We start from the raw sequence: 24,499 nt of genomic DNA, 5'->3' as shown, positions 1-24,499 counted from the left end.
CTTCGCGGCCCTTGTTCAGGCAGGCCCGGGCTCCGGTGCCGCCCCCGCGCGGAGCCGCAGGGTCAGGAGGCGCCGCCGGTCGGCCGGCAGGGGAGGGCGCGGCGGGCGCCGGGCGGCATGCCGGGCACGGCCGGGCTGTCGCGGTTGTCGGCTTCGGTGGCGCTGCGCACCACGCCCTCCTCGATCCGCCAGCGCAGCGTCGTCTGCCGCAGGTCGCCGCCCTGGGACCGGCTGCACAGCACCGGGCCGCGCTGGGCGACCAGCTCTGCGCTGATCCAGGTCGCCATCACCGGCTCGCCGCTGCCGCCGAAGACCTCGTGCAGCGCAATGTCGCCGCCGCAGCGGCGCAGCCGCATCAGCCACAGGCGTCCGCCATCCACCCGGTAGACGCCGCGCGGCCCGCCGAGCGCGGAGCAGCGCTCGGCGCGCGCCATGTCGCGCAGCAGGTCGGAGGGCGGCAGGTCCAGCCAGCCGGTGGCGCGGCGGCCCGGCGGCGGCAGCGCCTCGACCGGCACGGTCTCGCCGCCGATCTCCAGCAGGTCGCGCAGCGGCTCGGTCGCCTGCACGGAGGCGCTGCCCAGGAGCCCCAGGAGCGCCAGCAGCCCCGGCACCGCGCCGGCCAGCCGGCCGCGCAGCGGGACGCGCCGGCGCAGGGGCATCAGAAGCCCAGGCTGGCCAGCAGGTCGTCGACTTCCGACTGGTTGGTGACCACGTCGGAGGCGTTTTCGGGGTCGACCACCGGGCCCTGCAGCTTGGGCGTGGGCACCGGCGGCATCGGCGGCAGCTCGCCGTCGTCGACCGCGGTGGCGGTGGCGGCGGCCGCGGTGGCGGCAGCGGCGGTCGCGGCCGTGGCGGCAGCGGCTGCGGCCGGCGGCGCGCTGCCGGGCGGGGCGGTCTGGATCAGCAGCTGCACCAGCTGGTCCTCGATGGTGGCCGCCAGGCTCACCACCCGGGCGATCACCTGGCCGGTCAGGTCGTGGAAGTCCTGCGCCATCATGATTTCGGTCAGATGGTCGTCGGCTTCCTTGGTGACCCGCTCCATGTCGGTCAGGAAGTTCATGATCTGGCCGGTGGCCACCGCCGCGACCGGGTCCTTGACCAGCTCGGTCACCATGCGCCGGGTCTCGTCGGCGATGTAGGCGTGCTGGGTCTTGGCCTGGTCGACCCGGTTGAGCACCTTCTCGGCGGCCTCGCCGGTCAGCCGGGCGATATAGGAGAGCCGGCTCTTGGCGTCGGGCAGCTCGCCCACGCTGTCGCGCAGCTTCTCGGCGTAGCCCAGCGCATTGAGCGAATCGTGCAGCTGCCGGGTGAGCTGGCCGATCTTGGTGTGTACGTCGGCCGGTGCGGCGCCCGGGTTCTCGACATCGTCGGGGCTCATACCGCCAGCCCCGTCTTCTTCAGGATGTTGAGAACCTTCTCCTCCAGCGTTGCCTTGGTGAACGGCTTGACGATGTAGCCGGCCGCGCCACCCTGGGCGGCGGCCACGATGTCTTCCTTGCGGGCCTCGGCCGTCACCATCAGCACCGGCAGGTGCTTCAACTTGTCGTCGGCCTTGATCTGCTTGAGCAGTTCGAAGCCGTTCATGTTGGGCATGTTGATGTCGGTCACCACGAAGTCGAAACGTCCGTTGCGCAGCTTGTTGAGCGCTGCAACGCCGTCCTCGGCCTCGTCGGCGTCGGCAAAGCCGCTCTCCTTGAGCAGATTGCGGACGATTCGCCGCATGGTCGAAAAATCGTCGACGATCAGAAAGCGCAGGGCAGTGGCCACGGAAAACCCTTTCGGTAGGGAGGAGTGTGTTGTTGGTAAATCGGCGGGTCTTGCCGATGCTAGCGTGCGGGCGGGGTCGGCAGGGGCGCGGGCGTGCGCGGCGCTGCCGCTGCATCGGCCGGGCGCGGGGCGTCGGCCACCGCGGGAACAGGGGGCGCGGCGGATGGTAAGCCCTGCACGGGCGCCGGTGCAACGAGGCGGTCGGCTTCCTGGATCACGTCGGCGATCTCGGCGGCCGCGGGTGCGCTTTTGTGGCCGTTCCCCAACAGACGGCTTTCCGCCTCGCGGGTCATCACGGTGATGCTGATGCGCCGGTTGATCGGCGCGTTGGGCTTGTCGGGCTCCATCAGGTCGCTGGCGGCCAGGCCCACCACCCGCACCAGCTTGGCGTCGGGCATGCCGGCGGCCACCAGTTCGCGGCGGGAGGCGTTGGCCCGGTCGGCCGAGAGCTCCCAGTTGCTGTAGCCGCGGTCGCCGTTGCCGTAGGGCGAGGCATCGGTGTGGCCGGCCAGGCTGACCCGGTTCTCGACGTTGTTGAGCGCGGTGCCCACCTCGCGCAGGATGTCGCGCATGTAGGGCTTCACCAAGGCGCTGCCGCTGTCGAACATCGGCCGGTTCTGGTCGTCGACGATCTGGATCTGCAGCCCGTCCGGCGTGATCTCCATCCGGATCTGCGACTTGTACTCCTTGAGCTTGGGGCTCTCGGTGATCAGGGATTCGATCTTGGCCTGCAGCGCCTGCATGCGCTTTGCGTCCTGCTTGGCGACCTCGGCCTTGGCCGCCTCGGGCGAGATGCGCGACTTCTTCTCGGCATCCGATTCGGACCGCCGCACCTGGCCGTGCACCTTGGAGAGGTCGTTGCCGCCGCCCGGGATGATGCTGGAGCTGTTGCCCGCGCCGTTGCCGCCGGCCATCGCCACCTGCAGCGGCGAATTGAAGTACGCGGCGATGCCCTGGAGCTCGCCCTTGGCGGTGGAGCCGAGCAGCCACATCAGCAGGAAGAACGCCATCATCGCGGTCACGAAATCGGCATAGGCGATCTTCCACGCGCCGCCGTGGGCCGCGTGGCCCTGCTTCTTGATCCGCTTGACGATGATCGGTTGGAGTTTCTTGTCTGCCATGGGGAAACCCGCCTACTTCTTGCCCTTCACGTGGCTTTCCAGCTCGGCGAAGCTCGGCCGGACGTCGGAGAACAGCACCTTGCGACCGAATTCGATCGCGGTGGTGGGGTTGTAGCCCTGCATGCTGGCCAGCAGCGTGGTCTTGATGCACTGCAGCTCCTTGCTGCCGTCCTCGGCCTTCTGGTCCAGCAGGCCCGCCAGCGGCTCCACCACGCCGTAGGCAAGAAGAATGCCCAGGAAGGTGCCGACCAGCGCCGAGCCGATCATGCCGCCCAGCACCGACGGCGGCTGGCCCACCGAGCCCATGGTGTTCACCACGCCGAGCACGGCCGCCACGATGCCGAAGGCCGGCAGCGCGCCGGCCAGCCGGGCCAGGGCCGCCACCGGCGCGTGCGCCTCCTGGTGGTGCGTCTCGATCTCGCTGTCCATCAGGGACTCGATCTCGTGCGAATTGAGGTTGCCCGACACCATCATGCGCAGGTAGTCGGTGGTGAACTCGATCACATGGTGGTCGGTACCCACCGCGGGGTATTTCTTGAAGATCTCCGATTCCTCGGGATTCTCGACATCGCTTTCGATCGCCATCAGGCCGTCCTTGCGGGCCTTCTGCAGGATGTCGTAGAGCATCGCCATCAGCTCCATGTAGCGCGCCTTGGTGTACTTGGAGCCCTTGAACGCCTGCGGCAGCGTCTTCAGCACCGCCTTCAGCACCTTGCCCTGGTTGTTCACCACGAAGGCCCCCAGGGCGCCGCCCAGGATGGTGATGATTTCGAACGGCAGCGCATGCAGGATCACCGCGATGTTGCCGCCGTGGGCGACGTACACGCCGAAGATGCAGGCGAGACAGACGACGTAACCGATGATGACGAGCATGGTGGGAAATGGCTTCAGCCTTGCCAGCACCCGCAGGAGGCGGGTGCGCAGTCAAGCTGGCAACGGCAAAATGAGTTGCTGAATGTTAGATGCAGACGCCACATCGTACAGACGGAACAGCCATGGAATCGAAGGAGTGTTCGGCGCTTAGTCACCGTTGGGGTCCCTTATCGTGCGACCAGCCTTCCGCGCGTAAGTCGTTCGACCGAAAAGAAAACCTGGAACCCATGAACTCTGCAGGATTCTCCCCGCACATTGCCGGCGACCCGCCTTCTCCGGTGCAGGTCACGGTCATTGTGACGTCCTACAACAACGGGCAATACATAGGCGACACGATTGCATCGGTTCTGGCGCAGGAAGGCGCCGTGTTCGAGCTGATCGTGAGCGACGACTGTTCCACCGACGACAGCCTTGCGGTCATCCGGTCCTTCGAGGCCGACGCCCGGCTCAGCGTGGTGGCGCAGCCCCGCAACCTGGGGGCCATCGGCAATTTCAACGACAGCATCGGCCGCGGTTCGGGCCGCTACGTCATGGTGCTCGGGTCGGACGACGTGCTCTATCCCGGCTACCTGCAGACCCTCGTGTCGCAACTTGACGCGCATCCCGAGGCGTCGCTCGGCTACAGCCAGTGCAACTGGATCGACGAGCACGGCACGGTGCTGTCGCTGGCGGACCACCCCGGCCACCTGCCGCAGTCGTATGCGGGCGGGCGCGACGAGGTCGTGGCGCTGCTGAGCCACGACAACTACATCACCCCTTCATGTGCGATGCTGCGCCGCAGCGTGCTCGACACGGTGCGGCGTGCGGACGGGCTGGTCCACCACCCCGACATGCTGGCGGGCGACTGGGAGCTCTACATCCGCGTGGCCCGGGCCGTGCCCGACGTGGTCTTCGTCCGGGTGCCGCTGGTGGGCTACCGGATCCACAGCGGCCAGATCTCGCAGAAGTTCTACGGCTCCGAGAAGCCCCTGTCGGAGCATGCGGAGATCCTGGAAGCCAATCTGGCCGACGACGCGGTGCGGCCGCGTCTGGTGGCACATGCCGACGCGGTGTGGGCCCTCTTCGAGCGCCGTCTGAAGGCGTACCCGCCCGCCACCCAGGACAAGTACCGCGACCAGGCCGACCGCATCCGCATCGGCCTTTTCGCGCCCGCGCGCCGGCCGGTGGCAGAGCCGCTCTTCACCGTCGTCGTCACCACCTTCAACCGGCCCGAGCTGCTGGTGCACGCCCTGCGCAGCCTGGAGAACCAGACCCTGCGGGATTTCGAAGTGGTGCTGGTCAACGACCACGGCGCCCCTGTCGAAGCCGAGGCGCTGGCATGGCGCTTTCCGCTCGCCTATCTGCGGCTGGGCCGCAACAGCGGCCTGCCGGCCGCGCGCAACGCCGGTATCCGGATCGCCCGCGGTCGTTATCTTTGCTACCTGGACGACGACGACATCTACCTGCCCGAGCATCTGCAGACGCTGGCCGATGCCCACGCGGCCCGGCCCGATACCGTGGCCTACACCAACGTGGTGTACGTTCAGGAGCGGGTGCAGGACGGACAGCGAACCGAGGTGGGCCGGCACGCGCCCTTCGTCCACACCGAGTTCTCGAAGGAGAACCTGTTCGTCCGCAACTACCTGCCGGTCAACACCTGGAGCCATCCGCGCAGCGCGGTGGAGCGCATCGGGTATTTCGACGAATCGCTCACCGCCCTGGAGGATTGGGATTTCCTGCTGCGGCTGGCGGCCCACTACCCGCTGCAGTGCCTCTCGGCCATCACGGCCGAAGTGCACATGCGGGTCGAGAGCGCGGGAGGCGACCATATGCAGGACCGCGAGCAGCGGGCCCTGCCGGCTCTCTATCGCCTGCTTTACCGGCGCCACGGCCATCTGGACCAGCCCGCGCTGCGCACCGCCCAGCTCAGCATGCTGGAGCACCTAGACACCGTGGCCGACGAGGCCCGGCAGCGGGCCCGCGCGACACCGCTGCACCAGCTCGATGCCTGGGTGAACCGGCGGGTGCCGCTTACGTTCCAGGGGCAGCAGATCGACCGGCGGCTGGCGGAACACGGCGGAGGGCCGGTCATCGGCATTCTGGTCCGGGATGGGGGCGCCGACCAGGAGCGGCTTCTGGCCACTCTGGCGAGCCTCCAGTTCGGTACCTGCCTCTACGACAACATCCGGGTCTACGTGCTGACCCCGCAGCCGGCGGTGCCGACGCCGCCCGATAGCAAGGTGCAGTTCGTCCATGCCGAAGGCGAAGGCCTGGTGCACGCCGTCAACCTGCTGGTCGCCCAGGGCGCGTGCGCCTGGTGGATGGTCTGCGACGCGGGCGACCAGTTCACCCGGTCCGGCCTGCTGGCGGCGGCCTTGCATATCGTGGGCGCGCCGGATTGCCGCGCCCTCATGGCCGACGAGATACGGCGGCTGGCCGAAGGTGGGCTGGGCGCCGCGTTCCGGCCCGATGTCAACCTCGACTACATGCTGAGCTTTCCGGCGACGATGGCCCGGCACTGGCTGGTGCGCGGCACCGAGTTCCTGCTGGCGGGCGGCTTCGACCCTGCGCTGCCCGAGGCGCTGGAGTTCGACCTGGTGCTGCGGTTGATCGACCGGGGTGGCATGGCCGGGCTGGACGCGGTGCACGAGCCGCTGTTGACGGTCGACGCGCCGGTGCTCGCCGATGCCCCGCAGGAAGAAGCCGCGCTGTTGCGACACCTGCATGGCCGGGGCTACCCGGACGCCGCGGTGCACCGGGTGCAGCCCCGGCGCTACCGCATCGACTACCGGCATGTGGCCCGGCCTCTGGTGTCGGTGTTGCTGCCGGTGCACGGCGCGACGCTGGCGCAGTTGCAGCGCTGCATGGAGACCCTGCTGGAGAAAACCGGGTACGCCGAGTACGAGGTGCTGATCGTCGCCAGCAACGCGCCCGATGTCGAGGTGAAGGCATGGCTGTCACAGATCGAGGCCTGGCAGTCGCCGCAGATCCGGGTGGTCCGCCATCTGCAGGCATCGGCGCGCGCGTCGGCCGTGGCGGCGGCGCTGGCGGATGCGCAAGGCGACTATGTCGTGACGGTCGAGGGCGCCACCGCCTTCGTGCGCGACGACTGGATGCAGTGCATGCTCAACCACGCCCAGCGGCCCGAAGTGGCGGTGGTGGGGGCCAAGCTGCTGCGGCCCGATGGCACGGTGGAGCATGCGGGCTTGGTCCTCGGACTGCGCGGCGCGGCCGGTTCGCCCTTCGTGGGCGAATCGCTCGATGCGTTCGGCTACATGCACCGGCTGGAGGTCGACCAGAACTACAGCGCCGTCTCGGGTGCCTGCATGATGGTGCGCCGGTCGGTGCTGCAGGAGGTGGCCGCGGCCGCCCTGCCGTGGACGGACGACCTGCACCAGGACGTGGAACTGTGCCTGCGGGTACGCAACGCCGGCTACCTGGTGGTCTGGACTCCGCATGCCGTCGCGCTCCACGATACGGCCGCGGCGGAGCCGGCGTCCGGTGCGCCGGGCGAGGCCGAGGCCGAGGCGTTCCATGCCACCTGGCTGCCGGTGCTGGCGCGCGACCCGTCGTACAACCCGAACCTGGAGCTGGAGGGCGCCGGCTTCAGCGTGGATGCCGATCTCTCGGTCAACTGGCAGCCGCTCGCCTGGCATCCGCTGCCGCGGGCGGTGGTGCACCCGGCCGACGCATATGGCTGCGGCCACTACCGCATGATCCAGCCGTTCCAGGCCCTGCGCGATGCCGGCATGGTCGACGGCATGCTGTCGCAACGCTTCATGCCGCCGGTGCAGTTGGAGCGCTACGCGCCCGACGTGCTGGTGTTCCAGCGCCAGATCGACGACGACCAGATCGAGAACATGCGCCGTGTCGGCGCCCTCTCCCGCGCATTCAAGATCTACGAACTGGACGACTACCTGCCCAACCTGCCGGTGCGCAGCGTCCACAAGCGCGACATGCCGGCCGACGTGGTGCGCGCCCTGCGCCGCGGCGTGTCGCTGGCCGACCGGTTTGTGGTCTCGACCGAGGCCCTGGCAGAAGCCTTCGACGGCATGCATCCGGACATCCACGTGGTGCAGAACCGGCTGCCGGTGCCGTGGTGGTCCGGCCTGCAGGCGTTGCGCCGGCAGGGGCGCAGGCCCCGCGTCGGCTGGGCGGGCGGCATGGGCCACACCGGAGACCTGGAGCTGGTGGCCGACGTGGTCGCAGCCCTGGCCAAGGAGGTCGACTGGGTCTTCTTCGGCATGTGTCCGGAGAAGATCCGGCCCTTCGTGCACGAGGTGCGGGCTGGCGTGCCGATCGAGCACTACCCGGCGGCGCTGGCGGCCCTGAACCTGGACCTGGCCATCGCTCCGGTCGAGCACAATCTTTTCAACGAGTGCAAGAGCAACCTGCGCCTGCTGGAGTACGGCGCCTGCGGCATTCCGGTGGTGTGCAGCGACGTCCGCTGCTACCAGGGCAACCTGCCTGTCACCCGGGTCAAGAACCGCTTTCGCGATTGGGTGGACGCGATCCGCGCCCATGTGCAGGATCTCGATGCGGCGGCCCTCCAGGGCGACCGCCTGCGCCAGGCGGTGATGGCAGACTGGATGCTGGAAGGCGAAGGCCTGGAGGCCTGGCGCCAGGCCTGGCTCGTCCGTTGATCCCCAGACTGTCTTGCAAGGGCCCATGAGCAACGCACCCCATCGTTTCGACGACCTCGACTTCGAGGGTTTCCGCCGCCTGGCGGGCGACCCGTCCCTGAGTCGCCACGAGAAGGTGGGCTTTCCCGACGAGTACCGTGAAGGCCGCGAGGCGGCGATCTTCCGGGACGTGGTCGCGAAGATGCCGAGCCTGGGTCGCCAGGGCGGCACGGTGCTGGAGATCGGCCCGGGCTGCAGCGACCTGCCGCGGATGCTGGCCCGGCGCTGCCAGGACCATGCGCAAAGCCTGGTCCTGGTGGACAGCCCCGAAATGCTCGCGCTGCTGCCCGACGGCCCCGGAATCTCCAAGCTGCCGGGGCGCTTCCCCGAGGCGCTCCTGACGCCGGGCGCACCGTCGCCGGGCAGCGTGGATGCGATCGTCGTCTACAGCGTGGTGCAGTACGTGTTCGCCGAGGGCAACCTGTGGCAGTTCCTGGATGCGGCCATGGCGCTCCTGACCGAGGGTGGCGAGATGCTGCTGGGCGACATCCCCAACATCGCTATGCGCAAGCGCTTCTTCGCCAGCGCGGCCGGCGAAGAAAGCCACCGTCGCTACACCGGCCGCGACGAGAAGCCGGTGGTCGGGTTCAACCGGCTCGAGCCGGGCCATATGGACGACAGCGTAGTGCTGTCGGTGCTGATGCGCGCCCGCGCGCAGGGCTTCCACGCGTGGGTGCTGCCGCAGGCGCCGGACCTGCCGATGGCCAATCGGCGCGAGGACCTGCTGATCCGCCGCCCTTGATGCAACCATAACGCGGGAGACTCGCATGCAGAAACAACGCAAGCTGGTGATCGTCGGCGATTCGGCCTTCGCCGAGATAGCGCTGGAGTATTTCGATGCCGATTCGGACTACGAGGTGGTCGGCTTCGCGGTGGAGAGCGCCTACCTGAAGCGCCGCGAACTGCACGGGCTCCCGGTGGTCGCCTTCGAGCAAATCGCCGAGCACTTTCCGCCTGCCGACCACGAGGTCTACGTGGCCACCGTCTACACCCAGCTCAACCGCCTGCGGGCGCGGCTAGCGGCACTCGCCAAGGCGCAGGGCTACCGGCTGGCGTCCTATGTCAGCTCGCGCGCCTTCGTCTGGCGCAATGTCCGCATGGGCGAGCACTGCTTCGTTTTCGAAGACAACACGCTCCAGCCTTTCGTGACCCTCGGCGACAACGTGGTGCTCTGGAGCGGCAACCACATAGGCCACCATTCCACGGTAGAGAGCCACTGCTTCATCGCTTCGCATGTCGTGGTTTCCGGCTTCTGCACCGTAGGGGAGAGCAGCTTCCTCGGCGTGAACGCCACCGTCTCCAACAACGTCAGGATCGGCCGCGACAACTGGGTGGGGCCCAACACCGTGATCATGAAGGACACCGAGGACGACCAGCTCTTCAAGACCGAGTCGAGCCTGCCCTCGGCCGTGTCGGCACGCCGCTTCTTCAAGGTCCGCGCATGAAGTGGGACCGCATGGGCCTGGTGTGGGCGCCCGACGGCACCAAGGCCTGGGCCGTCACGCACGCCACCTGCCCGACGCCGTTTCGCCGGCGCGACGGCGGGCTGCGCATGTACCTGCAGTGCCGCGACGCGCACAACGTGGGCCGCGTCGGTTACGTCGACCTCGATCCCGACCGGCCCCACCGGGTGGTCGGCATCTCCGCCGAGCCGGTGCTCGACATCGGCGTGCCGGGCGCCTTCGACGACAACGGCGTGTTCCAGACCTCGCTGGTGCGGCTGCCCGACGGGCGCGTCTTCCTCTATTACGTCGGCTTCGAGCTGTGCCACCACATCCGCTACCGCCTGCTCACCGGGCTGGCGGTGAGCGAGGACGACGGCGACAGTTTCGTCCGTGTGCAGGCCACGCCGATCCTGGAGCGCTCCTCGGCCGAGCTGCATTTCCGCTGCGGCCCGTGCGTGCTGTACGAGGACGGCCGGTTTCGGATGTGGTACGTCGCGGGCAGCCGTTGGGAAACGATCGAGGGCAAGCCGATGCCGGTGTACGACATCCGCACCATGGAGTCGGACGACGGGATCCACTGGCCCGAGCAGGGACAGCCGGCAATGGCGGTCGACCTGGCGGTCGAGCACGGCTTCGGCCGCCCGTGGATCATGCCCCGCGCCGGCGGCGGCCTGCAGATGCACTATTCGGTGCGCCGCCGCAGCCCCGCGCACTACCAGTTGGGCTGGGCGCACTCCGCCGACGGCCTCACCTGGGTGCGGCAGGACGATGCGCTGCAACTCTGCGGCTCCCCGCAGGCGTGGGAGCAGGAAGCCCTTTGCTACAGCGCTGAGTTCGAATCGAACGGCGCGCGCTGGCTGGTCTACAACGGGCGGGACTTCGGCGCCGACGGCTTCGCCATCGCCCGCCTGTCGGAGGCCTGATGCAGATCCGGCCCTTCGACACCGGCGACACGGCGCAGTGGGACGCCTTCTGCGAGGGCGCCTGGTCGGCCACCTTCCTGCACAGCCGGCGCTTTCTGTCATACCACGCCGACCGGTTCCAGGACCGCTCGCTGATCCTGGAAGAGAAGGGTGCCGTCGTCGCGCTGCTGCCGGCCGCGCTGGACCCGCAGGACCCGACGACCGTCGTCTCGCACCCCGGCATCAGCTACGGCGGGCTGGTGCACGCCGGCGCGTTGCGCGGCGAGGGCGCGCTCCAGGCCCTGCAGGCGGTGTGCCGCCACTACGCCGGTCAGGGCCTGGCGCGGCTGCGCTACAAGGCGCTGCCCCATATCTACCACCGGGTGCCGGCGCAGGACGATCTGTACGCGCTCTTTCGGCTGCAGGCCCTGCGCTACCGGTGCGACCTGTCGGCCTGCATCGACCTGGGGGCGCGGCCGCCCGCCGGATCGCGCCGCCGCAGGGGCGCTCGCCGGGCCGAGGCGGCGGGACTGCAGTATGTGCAGGGGATCTGCCAGGCGCCGGCGCTGTGGGCCATCCTCGAAGAGAACCTGCAGCGCAAGCACGGCGCCCGGCCGGTGCATTCGCTCGCCGAGATCGAATTGCTCGCCGGCCGGTTCCCCGACCGCATCACCTTGCATGCCGCATTGCACGAGGGCCGGGCGGTGGCCGGCCTGGTGCTGTTCCGGACCTGTCACGCCGTCCATGCGCAGTACATCGCGACCAGCGCCGCCGGCGAAGCCTTGGGAGCGCTCGACGGCCTGTTCGAGCACGCGATCGGCCTGGCCGCCGCACAGGGCCTGCGCTGGTTCGACTTCGGCATCAGCAACGAAGACGCCGGCTGGCGGCTGAACGCCGGGCTGCACCAGTTCAAATCCGAGTTCGGCAGCGGCGGCGTGGTGCACGAGTTCTACGAGCTGCCGCTCACGGACAATGGACGCCTTCCACCCCCGCAACTACCAGGATGAAACGGACATGTCGCTGGCCGATTGCAAGATGATCGAATTGCCGAAGATCCACGATCCCCGCGGCAACCTCACCTTTATCGAAGGGGGACACCACATTCCCTTTTCCATCGAGCGGGTGTATTACCTCTACGACGTACCGGGCGGCTCCGACCGCGGCGGGCACGCGCACAAGACGCTGCACCAGTTCATGGTGGCGATGTCGGGCAGCTTCGACGTCGTGCTCGACGATGGCCGCGACCGCAAGCGGGTGCACCTGAGCCGCTCCTACAACGGGCTCTACATCTGCCCGATGATCTGGCGCGAACTCGACAACTTCTCCTCCGGTTCGGTGTGCATGGTGCTGGCGTCGGCGCATTTCGACGAGGCCGACTACCACCGCGACTACGGCGACTTCATGGACGCCCGGTGGCGGAAATGATCGATTTCCTCGACCTGAAGGAGGTCAACCGGCCGCACGAGCCCGCCCTGCGTGCCGCCTTCGACCGGGTGCTGGCCTCGGGCTGGTACATCCTGGGCCAGGAGGTCGAGACATTCGAGCAGGCCTTCGCGTCCTACTGCGGTGCGGCGCACTGCGTGGGCGTGGCCAACGGGCTGGAGGCGCTCCACCTGGTGCTGCGGGCGTGGGGCATCGGCCCCGGCGACGAGGTGATCGTGCCGGCCAACACCTTCGTCGCCACCTGGCTGGCGGTCAGCCATGCGGGCGCGCGGCCGGTGCCGGTGGAGCCGGTGGCAGAGGGTTTCAACATCGACCCGGCCCGCATCGAGCAGGCCATCACCCTCCGGACCCGGGCTATCCTGCCGGTGCACCTGTACGGCGAGGTCGCCGCGATGGACGAGATCACCGCCATCGCCGCGCGGCATGGGCTGCGGGTCCTGGAGGACGCGGCCCAGGCCCATGGGGCGTCCCACAAAGGCCGCCGCGCCGGAACCTTGGGCGATGCGGCGGGTTTCAGCTTCTATCCCGGCAAGAACCTGGGCGCGCTGGGCGACGGCGGTGCGGTCGTGACCGACGATGCCGACCTGGCCGCCCGGCTGCGGATGCTGCGCAACTACGGCTCCGAGGTGAAGTACCACCATGCGGTCGCCGGCTACAACGCCCGGCTGGACGACCTGCAGGCGGCATTCCTGTCGGCCAAGCTGCCGCAGCTCGACGCCGACAACGCTCACCGGCGGGCCTTGGCCGCCCGGTACCGCGCGCAACTGGAGGGCGTGCCCGGCATCGTCCTGCCGGTGGACGTGGCCGGCGGGCAGAGCGCCTGGCACCTGCATGTCATCCGCTCCGAACGGCGCGACGCGCTGGCCGCTGGGCTGCGGGCCCGGGGCATCGGCACGATGGTTCACTACCCGGTGCCGCCGCACCTGCAGCCTGCCTACGCGTCGCTGGGGCTGGCTGCGGGCCGCTTTCCGCTCACCGAGCGTCTGCACCGCGAGGTGCTGAGCCTGCCGCTGGGGCCTACCATGCCGCTGGAGGCGGTGGATGCCGTGGCGACGGCGATCCGGGAACTCGCGCGTGGCCACTGACTTGTAAGCGGCGCCCGCAACAGGAAAGGCCGGCGCCGCATCTGCGGCCCGGCCTTTTTCTCTTGCGGCCGACAGCCCTCGCGGGCTGCGGTGCCCGCGGTATCAGCCCTTCAACAGCGACAGCACGCTCTGCGGCAGCTGGTTGGCCTGGGCGACCATCGCGGTGCCGGCCTGTTGCAGGATCTGGGCACGCGAGAGATTCGCGGTTTCCTTGGCGAAGTCGGCATCGACTATCCGGCCGCGGGACGCCGAGATGTTCTCGTTCTGGCTCTCGATGTTGCCGATGGCATTTTCGAACCGGCTCTGCAGCGCGCCCAGATCCGCGCGTGAGCTGTTGACCTGGTCGATGGCGCTGTCGATCTTCTTGATCGCGGTCCAGGCGTCTGCCTGGGTACCGACCGACACGTTGTCGATGCCGGTGGTGGCGGTGCCAGCGGCGGCCGTCGTGGTGGTGACCGAGAAGCCCGAATTCGCGGCGCTGAAGCCCGAAAGCGTCACGGTCTGGGCAGTACCGCCGGAAGTGACGGCGGACGAACGGATGTCGATCGTCGTAGCACCGGCACTGTCCTTGGACAGGAAAGCGGTCAGCTCGTCGGCCGAGCTGGCGGCCTTGATTTCGCCCAGGTCTACGGCGGTGGAGCCGCTGACGGTGATGGAGAAGGTGCCCGAGGCGATCTTGGCGTCGAAATTGCCCGTGGCACCGCCCGACGAGATGCTGGAGGAGGTGACACTGCCGCTGGTGGTACCGTAGGCGACCTTGGCCAGGCCCTTGCCGGTCGTGTTGGCCAGGCCGCCGATGGTGATGTTGTCGCCGGAGTTGGCACCCACCTGGAACACGGCGCCGCCGAAGCTGCCGTCGAGCACCTTGGTGCCGTTGAAACTGGTGGTCTTGGCCACGCGGTCGATTTCTTCCGAAAGCTGCTTGACTTCCGACTGAAGAGACTCGCGGTCTGTCTTGCTGTTGGTGGCGTTGCTCGACTGGACGGCCAGTTCCCGCATCCGCTGCAGCATGTCGCCGACCTTGCCGAGAGCGCCTTCAGCCGTCTGGGCGAGGGAAATGCCGTCGTTGGCATTGCGCGACGCGACGGTCAGGCCCTTGACCTGGGTATTCATGCGTTCCGCGATGGCCAGGCCGGCGGCATCGTCCTTGGCGCTGTTGACCCGCAGGCCGGAGGACAGGCGCTGCATCGAGGTGGCGAGGGTCGACTGCGAGCCAGAGAGGTTGCGTTGCGCATTCAGCGAAACGACGTTGGTATTGATGGTCGAAGCCATGTCGGAATTCCTTTTCGAGACAAAGAACCGGCATGCCGCCGGACAGGGGGCGCCGGTATGGTGACCGACGGGCTGGACTGGATTCTGGGCACTCGACGCGCGGCCATGCCTTTGAAAAACGGGTGAAAACCGCGCCAATTCGGTGGCTTCCATGGCCTGCAACCCCCGAAGATCGCCGGGTGATTTCGTGGAACTGCGCTTCTTGGTCAACAAATTTCGCAGCAGACCCTCAAGTTTCCGTACCGGAGCCCGAAAACATGTGCAATGGACCTGCAAGGGTGCATTGACCGGCATCCACCGGTCCTGGTGCCAGCCTCCCGCTGGCGTTGAGATCGGCGTTTTTGCCGGACCACTTAGTTTCAGGAGCTTTTCATGGCCTCTACCATCAATACCAACGTCGTTTCGCTGAATGCACAGCGCAATCTGTCCGGCTCGCAGTCCGCGCTGGCTACGTCCATGCAGCGTCTGTCCTCCGGCCTGCGGGTCAACAGCGCCAAGGACGACGCCGCCGGCCTGGCCATCTCGGAACGCATGAACACCCAGGTCAAGGGCCTGACAGTGGCCTCGCGCAACGCCAACGACGGCATCTCGCTGGCCCAGACGGCTGAAGGCGCCTTGGGCAAGGTCGGCGACATGCTGCAGCGGATGCGGGAACTGGCCGTCCAGTCGAGCAACGCCACCAACAGCAAGAGCGACCGCGAATCCCTGCAATCCGAAGTGAAGCAACTGTCGGACGAAATCGACCGCGTGGCCAAGACCACCAGCTTCAACGGCACCAAGGTGCTCGACGGCAGCTTCGGCGGCGCCGTGTTCCAGGTGGGTGCCAACTCCGGCGACAACATCTCGATAGGTTCCACCGCCAACGCCACCGGCAAGGGCCTGGCCAAGGTGGCTTACGGCACCGCCAGCGGCAGTGTGAGCTCCTCCGGCATTTCGTCCGGTGGCGGACCTGGGCGAAATCAAGGCCGCCAGCTCGGCCGACGAGCGCGTCGGCCAGATCGTCGCCGCGATCAATGCCAAGACCAACGACACCGGCGTGACCGCYTTCCTGTCCAAGGACGATGCCGGCGCCACGACGATCGACATCCGTTCGTCTGCCGTTACGTCCGGTGGCACCGCCCAGACGGTCACGCTGTCGGGCTTCTCGGCCTCGAACGCCGGCTTCTCGGTGACCACCACCGCTGCGGCGACAGGTACGGCCACCACCGGCATCGACAACGTGTCGGTCGGCACCCAGGCAGACGCCTGGACCGCGATCAAGAAGATCGACAGCGCCATCGACCAGGTCAACAGCTCACGCGCCAACCTGGGTGCTCTGCAAAGCCGCTTCGAAAACGCCATCGGCAACATCGACGTGCAGAGCGAGAACATCTCGGCGTCCCGCGGCCGGATCGTCGACGCCGACTTTGCCAAGGAAACCGCGAATCTCTCGCGTGCCCAGATCCTGCAACAGGCCGGCACCGCGATGGTCGCCCAGGCCAACCAGCTGCCGCAGAGCGTGTTGACTCTGCTGCGCGGCTGATCGCCATGAACGAGCGGGCGGGTTTCCGTCCCGTTCAGGCGGCGAGGGCTCCGGGCCCACGCCGCCTTTCGTCGTTTCTGCAGATCCCTGCCGTGCGCGGGTTCGCAGATGCCGTGTGTCCGTCACGCGTTATCTGCAAACTCCACACGCCGTCCCCCGTCTAGGAGAAGACCATGGCCATTTCGTCCGTCGGCATCGGCAGCGGCATCGATGTCAAGTCCATCGTGAGCCAGTTGGTGGAGCTGGAAAAGAAGCCGCTGGTAGGCCTGCAGACCAAGGAAGCGTCGATCCAGAGCCAGATATCCACGTTCTCCCAGATCAAGGCCCTGACGTCGACCTTCTCCGACGCCGCGTCGGCGCTGACGCGCGACAGCGGCTGGAACAGCATGACGGTCGGCTCGACCGATTCGGCCTCGGCCAACGCCAGTGTCACCGGCATCGCCACTGCCGGCAGCTACAGCTTCGAGGTCTCGAAACTCGCCCAGGCCCAGACCAGCGTCTCGGGTACGGCGGTCGCCAACGGTACCACCTTCGGCACCGGCACACTGAGCATCCAGGTCGGCACCAACACGGCGGTCGACGTGACGCTCGTCGACGGAGACGACACCAGCCTGGCGGGCATCGCCAGCAAGATCAACGACAAGAACGCAGGCGTGATCGCCACCGTGATCACCGACAGTTCGGGCCAGCGACTGATGCTGCGGGGCAGCAAGACCGGGGCCGACAGCAGCTTCACCGTATCGACCTCGTCCGGTTTCGCCACGGCGCCCTCCGGCGCGTTGAATTTCGCAGTCACCCAGGCAGCGCAGAACACCGAAGGCAAGCTCAACGGTCTGCCGATAAGCTCGACCACCCGTGATTTCACCGATGTCATTCCGGGCCTGAAATTCACCGCGTCCAAGGTGACGACCGGCCCCGTCGGCCTCACCGTCACCGCCGATACCGCCACTACCAAGAAGGGCATCCAGACCTTCGTCGATGCGTACAACGCGATCAGCGACCTGCTCTCGAGCTCGACCAAATACGACGCCGACACCAAGACTGCCGGGCTGCTGCAGGGCGATTCCACCGCACTCAACCTGCAGAACATCCTGCGCTCGATGATGGGCGCGGCCACCAAGGGAGGCGCCTACGCGACGCTGTCGGACATCGGCATCGCGGTGCAGCGCGGCGGGCGGCTGGCGGTCGATTCGGCCAAGCTCGACAAGGCGCTGGCCGCCGACCCCGCCAGCGTGAAGAACCTGTTCGCCAACGCCACCGGTGCCGAGGCGGACAAGGGCATCGCGGTGAAGTTCAAAACGCTCACTAGCAGCATGCTGTCCTTCGACGGCAGCTTCAACTCCAAGACCGATGCGCTGACCGCGGCCGACAAGCGCAATGCGAGCGAGCAGGACAAGGTCAACGCGCGCGCGGCGGTGCTCGAGAAGCGGCTGAACGCCCAGTACACCGCGCTCGACAAGCAGATGGCCTCGCTCACCTCGCTCAACAGCTACATCGCGCAGCAGGTCACCAACTGGAACAAGAGCACCAGTTGAGCCGCTTCAAATAATCTCGATAAAACCTCTATTTTTCCGCGCAGCGACCGATAACTAAATCAAGAGACCCAGCACAGGAAACACACCATGTTTACCCCCGCAAGCGCCCGCGCCGCTTCCACCTATCGCCAAGCCAGCATCGACAGCTCCACCCCGCACCAGCTGGTGAACCTGCTGCTCGACGGCCTGCTGCAATCGGTCCGCATGGCCCGTGCCAGCCTGCAGCGCGGCGACCTGCCGGCCAAGGGCGAGCAGATCGCCCGGGCGGTACGCCTGATCGAGGAAGGCCTGCGCATGGGCCTGGACGATGAGCAGGGCGGCGACATCGCGGCCAACCTGCGCCGCCTCTACGACTACAGCGTTCGCCGCCTGACGGTGGCCAACTTCCGCAACGACGACGCCCCGATGGCCGAAGTGCAATCCCTGTTCGAGACCCTGGCCGAAGGCTGGCGCGGTATCGCAGGCACTCCGGCGACGGCCCTTCCACGACTGTCCGCCCAACACGGAGCCTGAGATGCCCGGAATGCTCATCGACTATTACAAGGCCATCGAGAACAGCAGCCGCAAGATGCTCGACGCCGCCAAGGCCCGCGACTGGGAAGAGGTCGTCCGCTACGAAGGTGCCTGCGCCGTGCTGATCGAACAGCTCCGCTTCCGCGCCCAGGACGAAGACCTGCTGCCCGAGCACCGCTCCGAGAAGGTCCGGATCATGCAGCGCATCCTGCGCAACGATGCCGAGATCCGCTGCCTGGCCGAACCCTGGCTCGCCCAGTTCGACCGCCTGGTCGCCGGACAGCCGCAGATGGTCCACTGACCTTATCGCTCCCAAGCAAAAAGGGCGCTGGTACCACCAGCGCCCTTTTTGCATTGCATTCGAACAAAATGCTGCTCCAGCCGGCGCTGCGAGCCGACCAGTAGCTATAAAAATAAGAGCAATTGTGTGGATGACGGTACGAGGCGCCCAGGAGCGCGCGTGACACGCTACGCTACGCCCGCCGACCGTCTGCATCCAGGCCCAGGCCCAGCGCCGTTGCGCGCACCTCGCATCGCGCGAAAAAGCCAACGCCGATTCGGCCGCCAGCCGGCACCAGCCGCCGACCACGCGCTATGAAAAAAGAAGCGCACCGGCCTTCCCCGGAATGCCGAGGATCCGGCTCCGCCGGTCCGCCGGCATTGCCCCCTGCAAGGGGGTGGCGAACTACACGCCGCGGCAGCGGCGTGAGGAGCCTGGGGGTTGAGCTAAGTCTTGCGGTAGCGGCGTGAGAAGCCTGGGGGTGTGCTAGACCTGCATGTTCATGATGTCGGTATACGCCTGCACCATCCGGTTGCGCACGTGCAGCGTGGCCTGGAAGCCGATCTGCGCCTTCTGGATCGCCACCATCGTCTGCTCCAGGCTGACGTTGGGGTTCTCCATCTGCACTTCGCGCTGCATGTTGCTCGACTGGTTCTGGGCGGCGCTCACCGACTGCAGCGCACCGCGCAACGCCCCGCCGAACCCACCGCCCTCGGCTCCTTCCACGCCCTGGCGCGCCTGGGTGGCGGCCGCGCGGGCGGCAGCCACGGCAGGGCTGGCGATGGGAAGGGAGGCAGAGGCGATGCGCAGGTCCATGGAAGGTCCTCGTTCATTTCGGGATGTAAGCGATCCTAAAGTTTCGCTGTCGCTTGCCGAGTCGGAATAGCGGGGGGAAACCGCGCCTTATCCCGGCAACGGCGGCGGGCCCGGGCCGAATAATCCGTGACGTCCAGATGGCGATTCCCGCCTCTGGTCCACCGGAAAGCCCGCATGTCCGCCGTCGCCGAACTCCCTGCCGCTCCCCTCGTGCCCACCGCTCCGGCGTGGTCGCAGAAGCTCGCCGCCCTCGACAGGGGCCAGCGCATGCGGCTGGGGCTGGGCGTGGCGCTGCTGGTGGTGGTCGCGATCGTCGGGATGGTCATGGGGCGGCAGGCCGAGTGGCGGGTGCTGTTCTCCAACCTGGCCGACAAGGACGGCGGCGCGATCGTGGCCCAGCTCACCACGATGAACGTGCCCTACAAGTATTCCGAGGGCGGCGGCGCCATCCTGGTGCCGGCCGACCGGGTGCACGACCTGCGCCTGCGCCTGGCGTCCCAGGGCCTGCCCAAGGGCTCGGTCGCCGGCTACGAGCTGATGGAGGGCAACCGCTTCGGCATGACCCAGTTCCAGGAGCGCCTGACCTTCCAGCGCGGGCTCGAGGGCGAGCTGACCCGTTCGATCCAGGCCCTGTCGTCGGTGCAGAGCGCCCGGGTGCACCTGGCGCTGCCCAACCAGAACGGCTTCTTCCGCGAGCAGCAGAAGCCCTCGGCCTCGGTGCTGATCACCCTCAACGCCGGCCGGGTGCTCGACCGCGCGCAGATCGCGGGCATCGTGCACCTGGTCGCCTCCAGCGTGCCCGAGCTGTCGCCCACCGCCGTCAGCGTGCTGGACGACACCGGCAAGCTGCTCTCCAACCCGCCCGACGGCGCGGCCGGCGCCGGTGCCGGCGGCGGCGACGCCCAGCAGATGCAGTACGTGCAGCAGCTCGAAGCCCTCTACAGCCGCCGCATCCTCGACATCCTGGAGCCGGTGGTGGGCCGCAGCAACGTCAAGGCCCAGGTCACCGCCGACATCGATTTCTCGCAGACCGAATCCACCTCGGAGCAGCATCGCCCCAACCAGTCGACCGAGGCCGGCGCGATCCGCAGCCAGCAGGTGGTCGAGAGCACCGGCGCCGGTGCCACGCCGCCCGGCGGCATCCCCGGTGCCACCACCAACCAGCCGCCGGCCCAGCCGGCCGCACCGATCAACGGCCAGGCGCAGGCGCTGACGCCTGGCGCGCCGGCCACCGCCGGCACCACCGCCGCCACGGGCGGCGACCGCAAGCGCGAGTCGATCACCAACTACGAAGTCGACAAGACGGTCAAGACGGTGCGCGGCGGCAGCGGCGCGGTGCGCCGGCTGAGCGCGGCGGTGGTCGTCAACTACCAGCCGGTGCCGGTCGCCCCGGGGGCCGCCGCCAAGCCGGGCTCCCAGGCGCTCAGCGCCCAGCAGATCGAGCAGATGACCGCGCTGGTGCGCGAGACCATCGGCTTCAACAAGGAGCGCGGCGATTCGGTCAACCTGATGAACACGCCGTTCCTGGTGGAGGCCGCCGACACCACCGAACTGCCCCTCTGGAAGCAGCCCCAGGTGCTGGAGCTGGTGCGCAGCATGGCGTGGCCGGTGGGCACCCTGGTGCTGGCGATGGTGGTGCTGATGGGCTTCGTGCGGCCGGCGCTGAAGGCCGTCGGCCGGCCGCTGCCGGCCCCTGCGACGGCGCAGCCGCAGCTGCGTGCCGTGGTCGAGGACACGCCGCCGCGCGCCGCCCTGCCGCCGCCCGAGTCGGCGGTCGCCACCCTGCAGCCGGCCACGGTCGAGCAGGTGCGGCTGGAGGATGCGCGGCAACTGGCCAAGAGCAACCCGATCGCGGTCGCGAACATCGTCAAGGGCTGGGTCAGTGGCGATGTGCCTAACTAACGCCCGCCCCCAGGCTGCGCACTGCGTGTCTTCGCCAACCCCCTCACGGGGGCGACACCGGCGGACCGGCACAGCCGGATCCACTGTGTCTCTGGAATTGAAGTCCGCGGCCGCGTGCATCATGGCGCCTGTGGCGACTGCGAAGGACGAATGATGGACGACCAGGGACTCAACGACGCGGCGATTCTGCTGATGTCGCTCGGCGAGGAGGAGGCGGCCGAGGTGTTCAAGCACCTCTCGCCGAAAGAGGTGCAGAAGCTGGGCGAGACGATCGCCCGGATGCGCAACGTCTCGCGCGACCGGGTCGACGAGGTGGTCAACAAGTTCACCGACGCCGCGGCCCAGCAGAGCCTGCTGGTGTCCGACACCGGCGACTACGTGCGGGCGGTGCTCAAGCGCGCCCTGGGCGACGACAAGGCCGCGCTGCTGATCGACCGGATCCTGCAGGGCGGCGACGTCTCGGGCATCGAAAGTCTGAAGTGGATGGACCCGGTGTCGGTGGCCGAGCTGCTGCGCAACGAGCATCCGCAGATCATCGCGGCCATCCTGGTGCACCTGGATTTCGAGCAGGCGGCCGGCGTGCTGGTGCACCTGACCGAGCGCCAGCGCGGCGAGGTGATGCTGCGCATCGCGACGCTCGAGGGCATCCAGCCCACCGCGCTGAAGGACCTCAACGAGGTGCTGTTCAAGGTGCTGGCCGGCGGCGACAAGATCCGCAAGACCTCGCTCGGCGGCGTCAAGACCGCGGCCGAGATCGTCAACCTGCTGGGTACCGCCATCGAGGGCCCGCTGCTCGACGCGATCCGCGGCTACGACGCCGACCTGGCCCAGAAGATCATGGACAAGATGTTCGTCTTCGACGACGTCGGCAAGCTCGACGACAAGTCGATCCAGCTGGTGCTGAAGGAAGTGGCCACCGAGACCCTGGTGGTGGCGCTCAAGGGCGCCTCGTCCGAGCTGCGCGAGAAGTTCCTCGGCAACATGTCCAGCCGCGCCGCCGAGGCGATGCGCGAAGACCTGGAATCGCGCGGCCCCATGCGGCTGTCCGAGGTCGAGGCGCAGCAGAAGGAAATCCTGAAGGCGGTCCGCCGCCTGTCCGACGAAGGCCAGATCGTGCTGGGAGGCGGCAGCGATGACAGCTTCGTCTAGCGGCAGCCGCTACGCTCGCTTCATCCCCAGCGAGGAGATGGGGCAGCAGCGGGTCGCGCAGTGGCACTTCGGCTCGGTCGACGAGACGGTGCGCGCGGCCGAGCACGAAGCCGCCCGGGTGCAGGCCCTGCAGGACGAGGCCGGCAGCCCCGCCGTCCAGGAAAAGCTGCAGCAGATGCGCGACGCCGCCCATGCCGAGGGCTACGCCACCGGCCACGCCGACGCCACCCGCGAGGCCAACGCCCGGCTCGACGACTACGTCAACGGCCAGGGCCGCACCGCCGCCGAGCAGCTGGCCGCGGCCGTGGCCGCCGCGCAGCAGGGCCTGGACGCGTCGCAGCAGCGGATCGCCGACAGCGTGCTCGAGATCGCCTGCGCCCTGGCCCGCCAGGTGCTGCGCCGCGAGCTGGCGGTCGATCCGCAGGCGCTGCAGCCGGTGGTCCGCGAGGCGCTGGGCATCCTGTCGGCCGACGGCCGGCCCTCGGTGGTGCGGCTGCATCCGCAGGACCTGGAGCTGCTGCGCGCACCGCTGCAGGAAGAATTCGCCGGCGTGCTGTGCACCTGGATGGGCGACGCCACGTTGGCCCCGGGCGATTGCCTGGTCGAATCCGCCGGCACCGTGATCGACGGCCGGCTGGCGGCGCGCTGGAAGGGCGCCGTCGCCACCCTCGGCCTGGACGTGCCGTGGGAAGCAGGGGAGGGCGACGGCATGCCGCCCGCCGACGATGCGCCGGCAGCCGCCGCGCCGCAGGACGCGGATTGACCCGATGCACGCCTTCGACGCATCCCCCCTCGCCGCCGACGCCGCTGCGGACGTGGCCGACCACTGGTCCCGCTTCGCCGCCGCTGCCACGGCCCGCGCCACGGCCCCGCTGCCACTGGCCAGCCGCGGCACGCTTAGCCGGCTGACCGGGCTGGTGCTGGAGGCCTCCGGCATCCGGGTGCCGGTGGGTTCGCAGTGCCATGTCAGCATGCCCGGCCAGGCGCCGGTGCTGGCCGAGGTGGTGGGCTTCTCGAACGACAGGGCGTTTCTGATGCCGGCCGGCGACATCCAGGGCCTCTCCAGCGGCGCCCGGGTGGAGCCCGCCCGCTCGCCGGCGCTGCCGCTGCGCTGGGGCCCCGAGACCGAGGCCGAAGCGCAGGCCGCCCGCCACGCCGGCAGCAGCGCCCTGCGCCTGCCGCTGGGCGACGGCCTGCTCGGCCGGGTGGTCGACGCCTGCGGCGTGCCGCTCGACCACCAGGGCCCGCTGGAGAACGCGCCGGCCCTGCCGCTGGAGCGCCGCCCGCTGAACGCGATGGAGCGCGACCCGGTGCGCCAGGTGCTCGACACCGGCGTGCGGGCGATCAACGCGCTGCTCACCGTCGGCCGCGGCCAGCGCCTGGGCCTGTTCGCCGGCTCCGGCGTCGGCAAGAGCGTGCTGCTGGGCATGATGGCCCGCTACACCGAGGCCGACGTGATCGTGGTCGGCCTCATCGGCGAGCGGGGCCGCGAGGTCAAGGAATTCATCGAGGATATCCTGGGCGAGGACGGCCGGGCCCGCTCGGTCGTCGTCGCCGCGCCGGCCGATGCGCCGCCGCTGCTGCGGATGCAGGGCGCCGCCTACGCCACCGCGGTGGCCGAGTATTTCCGCGACAAGGGCCAGCACGTGCTGCTGCTGATGGACTCGCTCACCCGCTACGCGATGGCCCAGCGGGAGATCGCGCTGGCCATCGGCGAGCCGCCCGCCACCAAGGGCTACCCGCCCAGCTGTTTCGCCAAGCTGCCGGCCCTGGTCGAGCGCAGCGGCAACGGCCTGCACGGCGTCGGGTCGATCACCGCCTTCTACACGGTGCTGAGCGAGGGCGACGACCAGCAGGACCCGATCGCCGACGCGGCCCGCGCCATCCTCGACGGCCACATCGTGCTGTCGCGGGCGCTGGCCGAGTCGGGCCACTACCCGGCCATCGACATCGAGCAGTCCGCCTCGCGGGTGATGCACAACGTGGCCACGCCCCAGCATTTCGAATCGGCACGGCGCTTCCGGGCGGTGTATTCGCGCTACCAGAAGGGCAAGGACCTGATCCAGGTCGGCGCCTACGCCCAGGGCTCCGACCCGGCGCTCGACCAGGCCATTGCGCTGCAGCCGACGATGGTCGAATTCCTGCAGCAGGGCATGCACGAAGCGGCGACGATGGAGCAGTGCCAGGACGCCCTCGCGGCGGTGGTGGGCTAG

21 protein-coding genes and 1 pseudogene are annotated in these 24,499 nt (G+C 68.6%); 15 read left to right on the top strand and 7 right to left on the bottom strand.

Annotation, left to right across the window (positions count from 1 at the left end; all coding sequences use genetic code 11):
• Positions 1-62 precede the first annotated feature (62 nt).
• Genes ASE76_RS15805 through motA form a run of 5 tightly spaced genes read right to left on the bottom strand, consistent with a single transcriptional unit; the run spans position 63 to position 3,761 of the window.
• Positions 63-659: a hypothetical protein gene (locus ASE76_RS15805; RefSeq protein ID WP_055841577.1), complete on the bottom strand. Its 597-nt coding sequence runs from the start codon at positions 657-659 to the stop codon at positions 63-65.
• A complete protein-coding gene (locus ASE76_RS15800; RefSeq protein ID WP_055841573.1) occupies positions 659-1,378 on the bottom strand; it encodes a protein phosphatase CheZ in 720 nt (239 codons plus the stop codon). The genes ASE76_RS15805 and ASE76_RS15800 overlap by 1 nt, the downstream gene beginning before the upstream one ends.
• Positions 1,375-1,767, bottom strand: a complete 393-nt coding sequence (gene cheY / locus ASE76_RS15795) for a chemotaxis response regulator CheY (protein WP_055841569.1) — start codon at positions 1,765-1,767, stop codon at positions 1,375-1,377. Before cheY ends, ASE76_RS15800 begins: the two co-directional genes overlap by 4 nt.
• Positions 1,768-1,826: 59 nt before the next feature.
• The gene (motB, locus tag ASE76_RS15790; RefSeq protein ID WP_082448645.1) at positions 1,827-2,888 is read right to left on the bottom strand and encodes a flagellar motor protein MotB; all 1,062 of its coding nucleotides are present in this window, start codon (positions 2,886-2,888) and stop codon (positions 1,827-1,829) included.
• 12 nt (positions 2,889-2,900) lie between these two features.
• Complete coding sequence (gene motA, locus ASE76_RS15785; protein ID WP_055841566.1) at positions 2,901-3,761, bottom strand: flagellar motor stator protein MotA; 861 nt, start codon at positions 3,759-3,761, stop codon at positions 2,901-2,903.
• A gap of 227 nt (positions 3,762-3,988) precedes the next feature.
• On the opposite strand from motA, the gene ASE76_RS15780 reads away from it, so the two are divergent.
• Genes ASE76_RS15780 through ASE76_RS15750 form a run of 7 tightly spaced genes read left to right on the top strand, consistent with a single transcriptional unit; the run spans position 3,989 to position 13,297 of the window.
• Positions 3,989-8,383 (top strand): glycosyltransferase, encoded by a 4,395-nt coding sequence (locus ASE76_RS15780; protein ID WP_168389266.1) that lies wholly within the window; start codon positions 3,989-3,991, stop codon positions 8,381-8,383.
• A gap of 25 nt (positions 8,384-8,408) precedes the next feature.
• Positions 8,409-9,164, top strand: coding sequence for a class I SAM-dependent methyltransferase (locus tag ASE76_RS15775; RefSeq protein WP_055841560.1), 756 nt, complete (start codon positions 8,409-8,411; stop codon positions 9,162-9,164).
• 25 nt (positions 9,165-9,189) lie between these two features.
• Positions 9,190-9,867 (top strand): acetyltransferase, encoded by a 678-nt coding sequence (locus tag ASE76_RS15770; protein WP_055841557.1) that lies wholly within the window; start codon positions 9,190-9,192, stop codon positions 9,865-9,867.
• Positions 9,864-10,790, top strand: coding sequence for a hypothetical protein (locus ASE76_RS15765; RefSeq protein WP_055841554.1), 927 nt, complete (start codon positions 9,864-9,866; stop codon positions 10,788-10,790). The genes ASE76_RS15770 and ASE76_RS15765 overlap by 4 nt, the downstream gene beginning before the upstream one ends.
• Positions 10,790-11,776, top strand: a complete 987-nt coding sequence (locus ASE76_RS15760) for a GNAT family N-acetyltransferase (RefSeq protein WP_055841551.1) — start codon at positions 10,790-10,792, stop codon at positions 11,774-11,776. Before ASE76_RS15765 ends, ASE76_RS15760 begins: the two co-directional genes overlap by 1 nt.
• A gap of 7 nt (positions 11,777-11,783) precedes the next feature.
• The gene (locus ASE76_RS15755) at positions 11,784-12,194 is read left to right on the top strand and encodes an FdtA/QdtA family cupin domain-containing protein (RefSeq protein ID WP_055841548.1); all 411 of its coding nucleotides are present in this window, start codon (positions 11,784-11,786) and stop codon (positions 12,192-12,194) included.
• Positions 12,191-13,297 carry a DegT/DnrJ/EryC1/StrS aminotransferase family protein gene (locus ASE76_RS15750; protein WP_055841545.1) on the top strand — a complete coding sequence of 369 codons (1,107 nt, stop codon included), beginning with the start codon at positions 12,191-12,193 and terminating at the stop codon, positions 13,295-13,297. The genes ASE76_RS15755 and ASE76_RS15750 overlap by 4 nt, the downstream gene beginning before the upstream one ends.
• Positions 13,298-13,399: 102 nt before the next feature.
• On the opposite strand, the gene ASE76_RS15745 is transcribed toward ASE76_RS15750, so the two are convergent.
• Entirely contained in the window at positions 13,400-14,569 is a 1,170-nt protein-coding gene (locus tag ASE76_RS15745) for a flagellin (RefSeq protein ID WP_055841542.1), read from the bottom strand.
• Between the two features lie 372 nt (positions 14,570-14,941).
• Here ASE76_RS15745 and ASE76_RS21400 point away from each other — a divergent pair.
• The 4 genes and pseudogenes from ASE76_RS21400 to ASE76_RS15725 all read left to right on the top strand — a co-directional run bounded on the left by ASE76_RS21400 (position 14,942) and on the right by ASE76_RS15725 (position 18,440).
• Positions 14,942-16,091: pseudogene (locus ASE76_RS21400) on the top strand (flagellin).
• Between the two features lie 173 nt (positions 16,092-16,264).
• Positions 16,265-17,626, top strand: coding sequence for a flagellar filament capping protein FliD (fliD, locus tag ASE76_RS15735; protein WP_055841539.1), 1,362 nt, complete (start codon positions 16,265-16,267; stop codon positions 17,624-17,626).
• Positions 17,627-17,713: 87 nt separating this feature from the next.
• Positions 17,714-18,139: a flagellar export chaperone FliS gene (gene fliS / locus ASE76_RS15730; protein ID WP_055841536.1), complete on the top strand. Its 426-nt coding sequence runs from the start codon at positions 17,714-17,716 to the stop codon at positions 18,137-18,139.
• Position 18,140: 1 nt separating this feature from the next.
• Entirely contained in the window at positions 18,141-18,440 is a 300-nt protein-coding gene (locus ASE76_RS15725; RefSeq protein WP_055841533.1) for a flagellar protein FliT, read from the top strand.
• Between the two features lie 465 nt (positions 18,441-18,905).
• On the opposite strand, the gene fliE is transcribed toward ASE76_RS15725, so the two are convergent.
• The gene (gene fliE / locus ASE76_RS15720; protein ID WP_055841530.1) at positions 18,906-19,235 is read right to left on the bottom strand and encodes a flagellar hook-basal body complex protein FliE; all 330 of its coding nucleotides are present in this window, start codon (positions 19,233-19,235) and stop codon (positions 18,906-18,908) included.
• A 174-nt stretch (positions 19,236-19,409) separates the two neighbouring features.
• Here fliE and fliF point away from each other — a divergent pair, with 174 nt between their 5' ends.
• The 4 genes from fliF to fliI all read left to right on the top strand — a co-directional run bounded on the left by fliF (position 19,410) and on the right by fliI (position 24,499).
• Positions 19,410-21,137 (top strand): flagellar basal-body MS-ring/collar protein FliF, encoded by a 1,728-nt coding sequence (fliF, locus tag ASE76_RS15715; RefSeq protein ID WP_055841528.1) that lies wholly within the window; start codon positions 19,410-19,412, stop codon positions 21,135-21,137.
• 153 nt (positions 21,138-21,290) lie between these two features.
• Positions 21,291-22,286: a flagellar motor switch protein FliG gene (fliG, locus tag ASE76_RS15710; protein ID WP_055841934.1), complete on the top strand. Its 996-nt coding sequence runs from the start codon at positions 21,291-21,293 to the stop codon at positions 22,284-22,286.
• Positions 22,270-23,049, top strand: coding sequence for a flagellar assembly protein FliH (locus ASE76_RS15705; protein ID WP_082448639.1), 780 nt, complete (start codon positions 22,270-22,272; stop codon positions 23,047-23,049). The genes fliG and ASE76_RS15705 overlap by 17 nt, the downstream gene beginning before the upstream one ends.
• Positions 23,050-23,053: 4 nt before the next feature.
• Entirely contained in the window at positions 23,054-24,499 is a 1,446-nt protein-coding gene (gene fliI, locus ASE76_RS15700) for a flagellar protein export ATPase FliI (RefSeq protein WP_055841522.1), read from the top strand.

The sequence above is a fragment of the Xylophilus sp. Leaf220 genome (assembly GCF_001421705.1).
Classification (GTDB): domain Bacteria; phylum Pseudomonadota; class Gammaproteobacteria; order Burkholderiales; family Burkholderiaceae_C; genus Xylophilus.
The sequence above is the reverse complement of the archived record's forward strand: the minus strand, read 5'-3'. Positions and strand labels throughout refer to the sequence as shown.

Excerpts from the sequence above, each read along its gene's own strand:
- ASE76_RS15805 (WP_055841577.1), bottom strand. The coding sequence starts at position 659 with ATGCCCCTGCGCCGGCGCGTCCCGCTGCGCGGCCGGCTGGCCGGCGCG.
- ASE76_RS15800 (WP_055841573.1), bottom strand. The coding sequence starts at position 1,378 with ATGAGCCCCGACGATGTCGAGAACCCGGGCGCCGCACCGGCCGACGTA.
- motB (WP_082448645.1), bottom strand. The coding sequence starts at position 2,888 with ATGGCAGACAAGAAACTCCAACCGATCATCGTCAAGCGGATCAAGAAG.
- motA (WP_055841566.1), bottom strand. The coding sequence starts at position 3,761 with ATGCTCGTCATCATCGGTTACGTCGTCTGTCTCGCCTGCATCTTCGGC.
- ASE76_RS15780 (WP_168389266.1), top strand. The coding sequence starts at position 3,989 with ATGAACTCTGCAGGATTCTCCCCGCACATTGCCGGCGACCCGCCTTCT.
- ASE76_RS15775 (WP_055841560.1), top strand. The coding sequence starts at position 8,409 with ATGAGCAACGCACCCCATCGTTTCGACGACCTCGACTTCGAGGGTTTC.
- ASE76_RS15770 (WP_055841557.1), top strand. The coding sequence starts at position 9,190 with ATGCAGAAACAACGCAAGCTGGTGATCGTCGGCGATTCGGCCTTCGCC.
- ASE76_RS15765 (WP_055841554.1), top strand. The coding sequence starts at position 9,864 with ATGAAGTGGGACCGCATGGGCCTGGTGTGGGCGCCCGACGGCACCAAG.
- ASE76_RS15760 (WP_055841551.1), top strand. The coding sequence starts at position 10,790 with ATGCAGATCCGGCCCTTCGACACCGGCGACACGGCGCAGTGGGACGCC.
- ASE76_RS15755 (WP_055841548.1), top strand. The coding sequence starts at position 11,784 with ATGTCGCTGGCCGATTGCAAGATGATCGAATTGCCGAAGATCCACGAT.
- ASE76_RS15750 (WP_055841545.1), top strand. The coding sequence starts at position 12,191 with ATGATCGATTTCCTCGACCTGAAGGAGGTCAACCGGCCGCACGAGCCC.
- ASE76_RS15745 (WP_055841542.1), bottom strand. The coding sequence starts at position 14,569 with ATGGCTTCGACCATCAATACCAACGTCGTTTCGCTGAATGCGCAACGC.
- fliD (WP_055841539.1), top strand. The coding sequence starts at position 16,265 with ATGGCCATTTCGTCCGTCGGCATCGGCAGCGGCATCGATGTCAAGTCC.
- fliS (WP_055841536.1), top strand. The coding sequence starts at position 17,714 with ATGTTTACCCCCGCAAGCGCCCGCGCCGCTTCCACCTATCGCCAAGCC.
- ASE76_RS15725 (WP_055841533.1), top strand. The coding sequence starts at position 18,141 with ATGCCCGGAATGCTCATCGACTATTACAAGGCCATCGAGAACAGCAGC.
- fliE (WP_055841530.1), bottom strand. The coding sequence starts at position 19,235 with ATGGACCTGCGCATCGCCTCTGCCTCCCTTCCCATCGCCAGCCCTGCC.
- fliF (WP_055841528.1), top strand. The coding sequence starts at position 19,410 with ATGTCCGCCGTCGCCGAACTCCCTGCCGCTCCCCTCGTGCCCACCGCT.
- fliG (WP_055841934.1), top strand. The coding sequence starts at position 21,291 with ATGGACGACCAGGGACTCAACGACGCGGCGATTCTGCTGATGTCGCTC.
- ASE76_RS15705 (WP_082448639.1), top strand. The coding sequence starts at position 22,270 with ATGACAGCTTCGTCTAGCGGCAGCCGCTACGCTCGCTTCATCCCCAGC.
- fliI (WP_055841522.1), top strand. The coding sequence starts at position 23,054 with ATGCACGCCTTCGACGCATCCCCCCTCGCCGCCGACGCCGCTGCGGAC.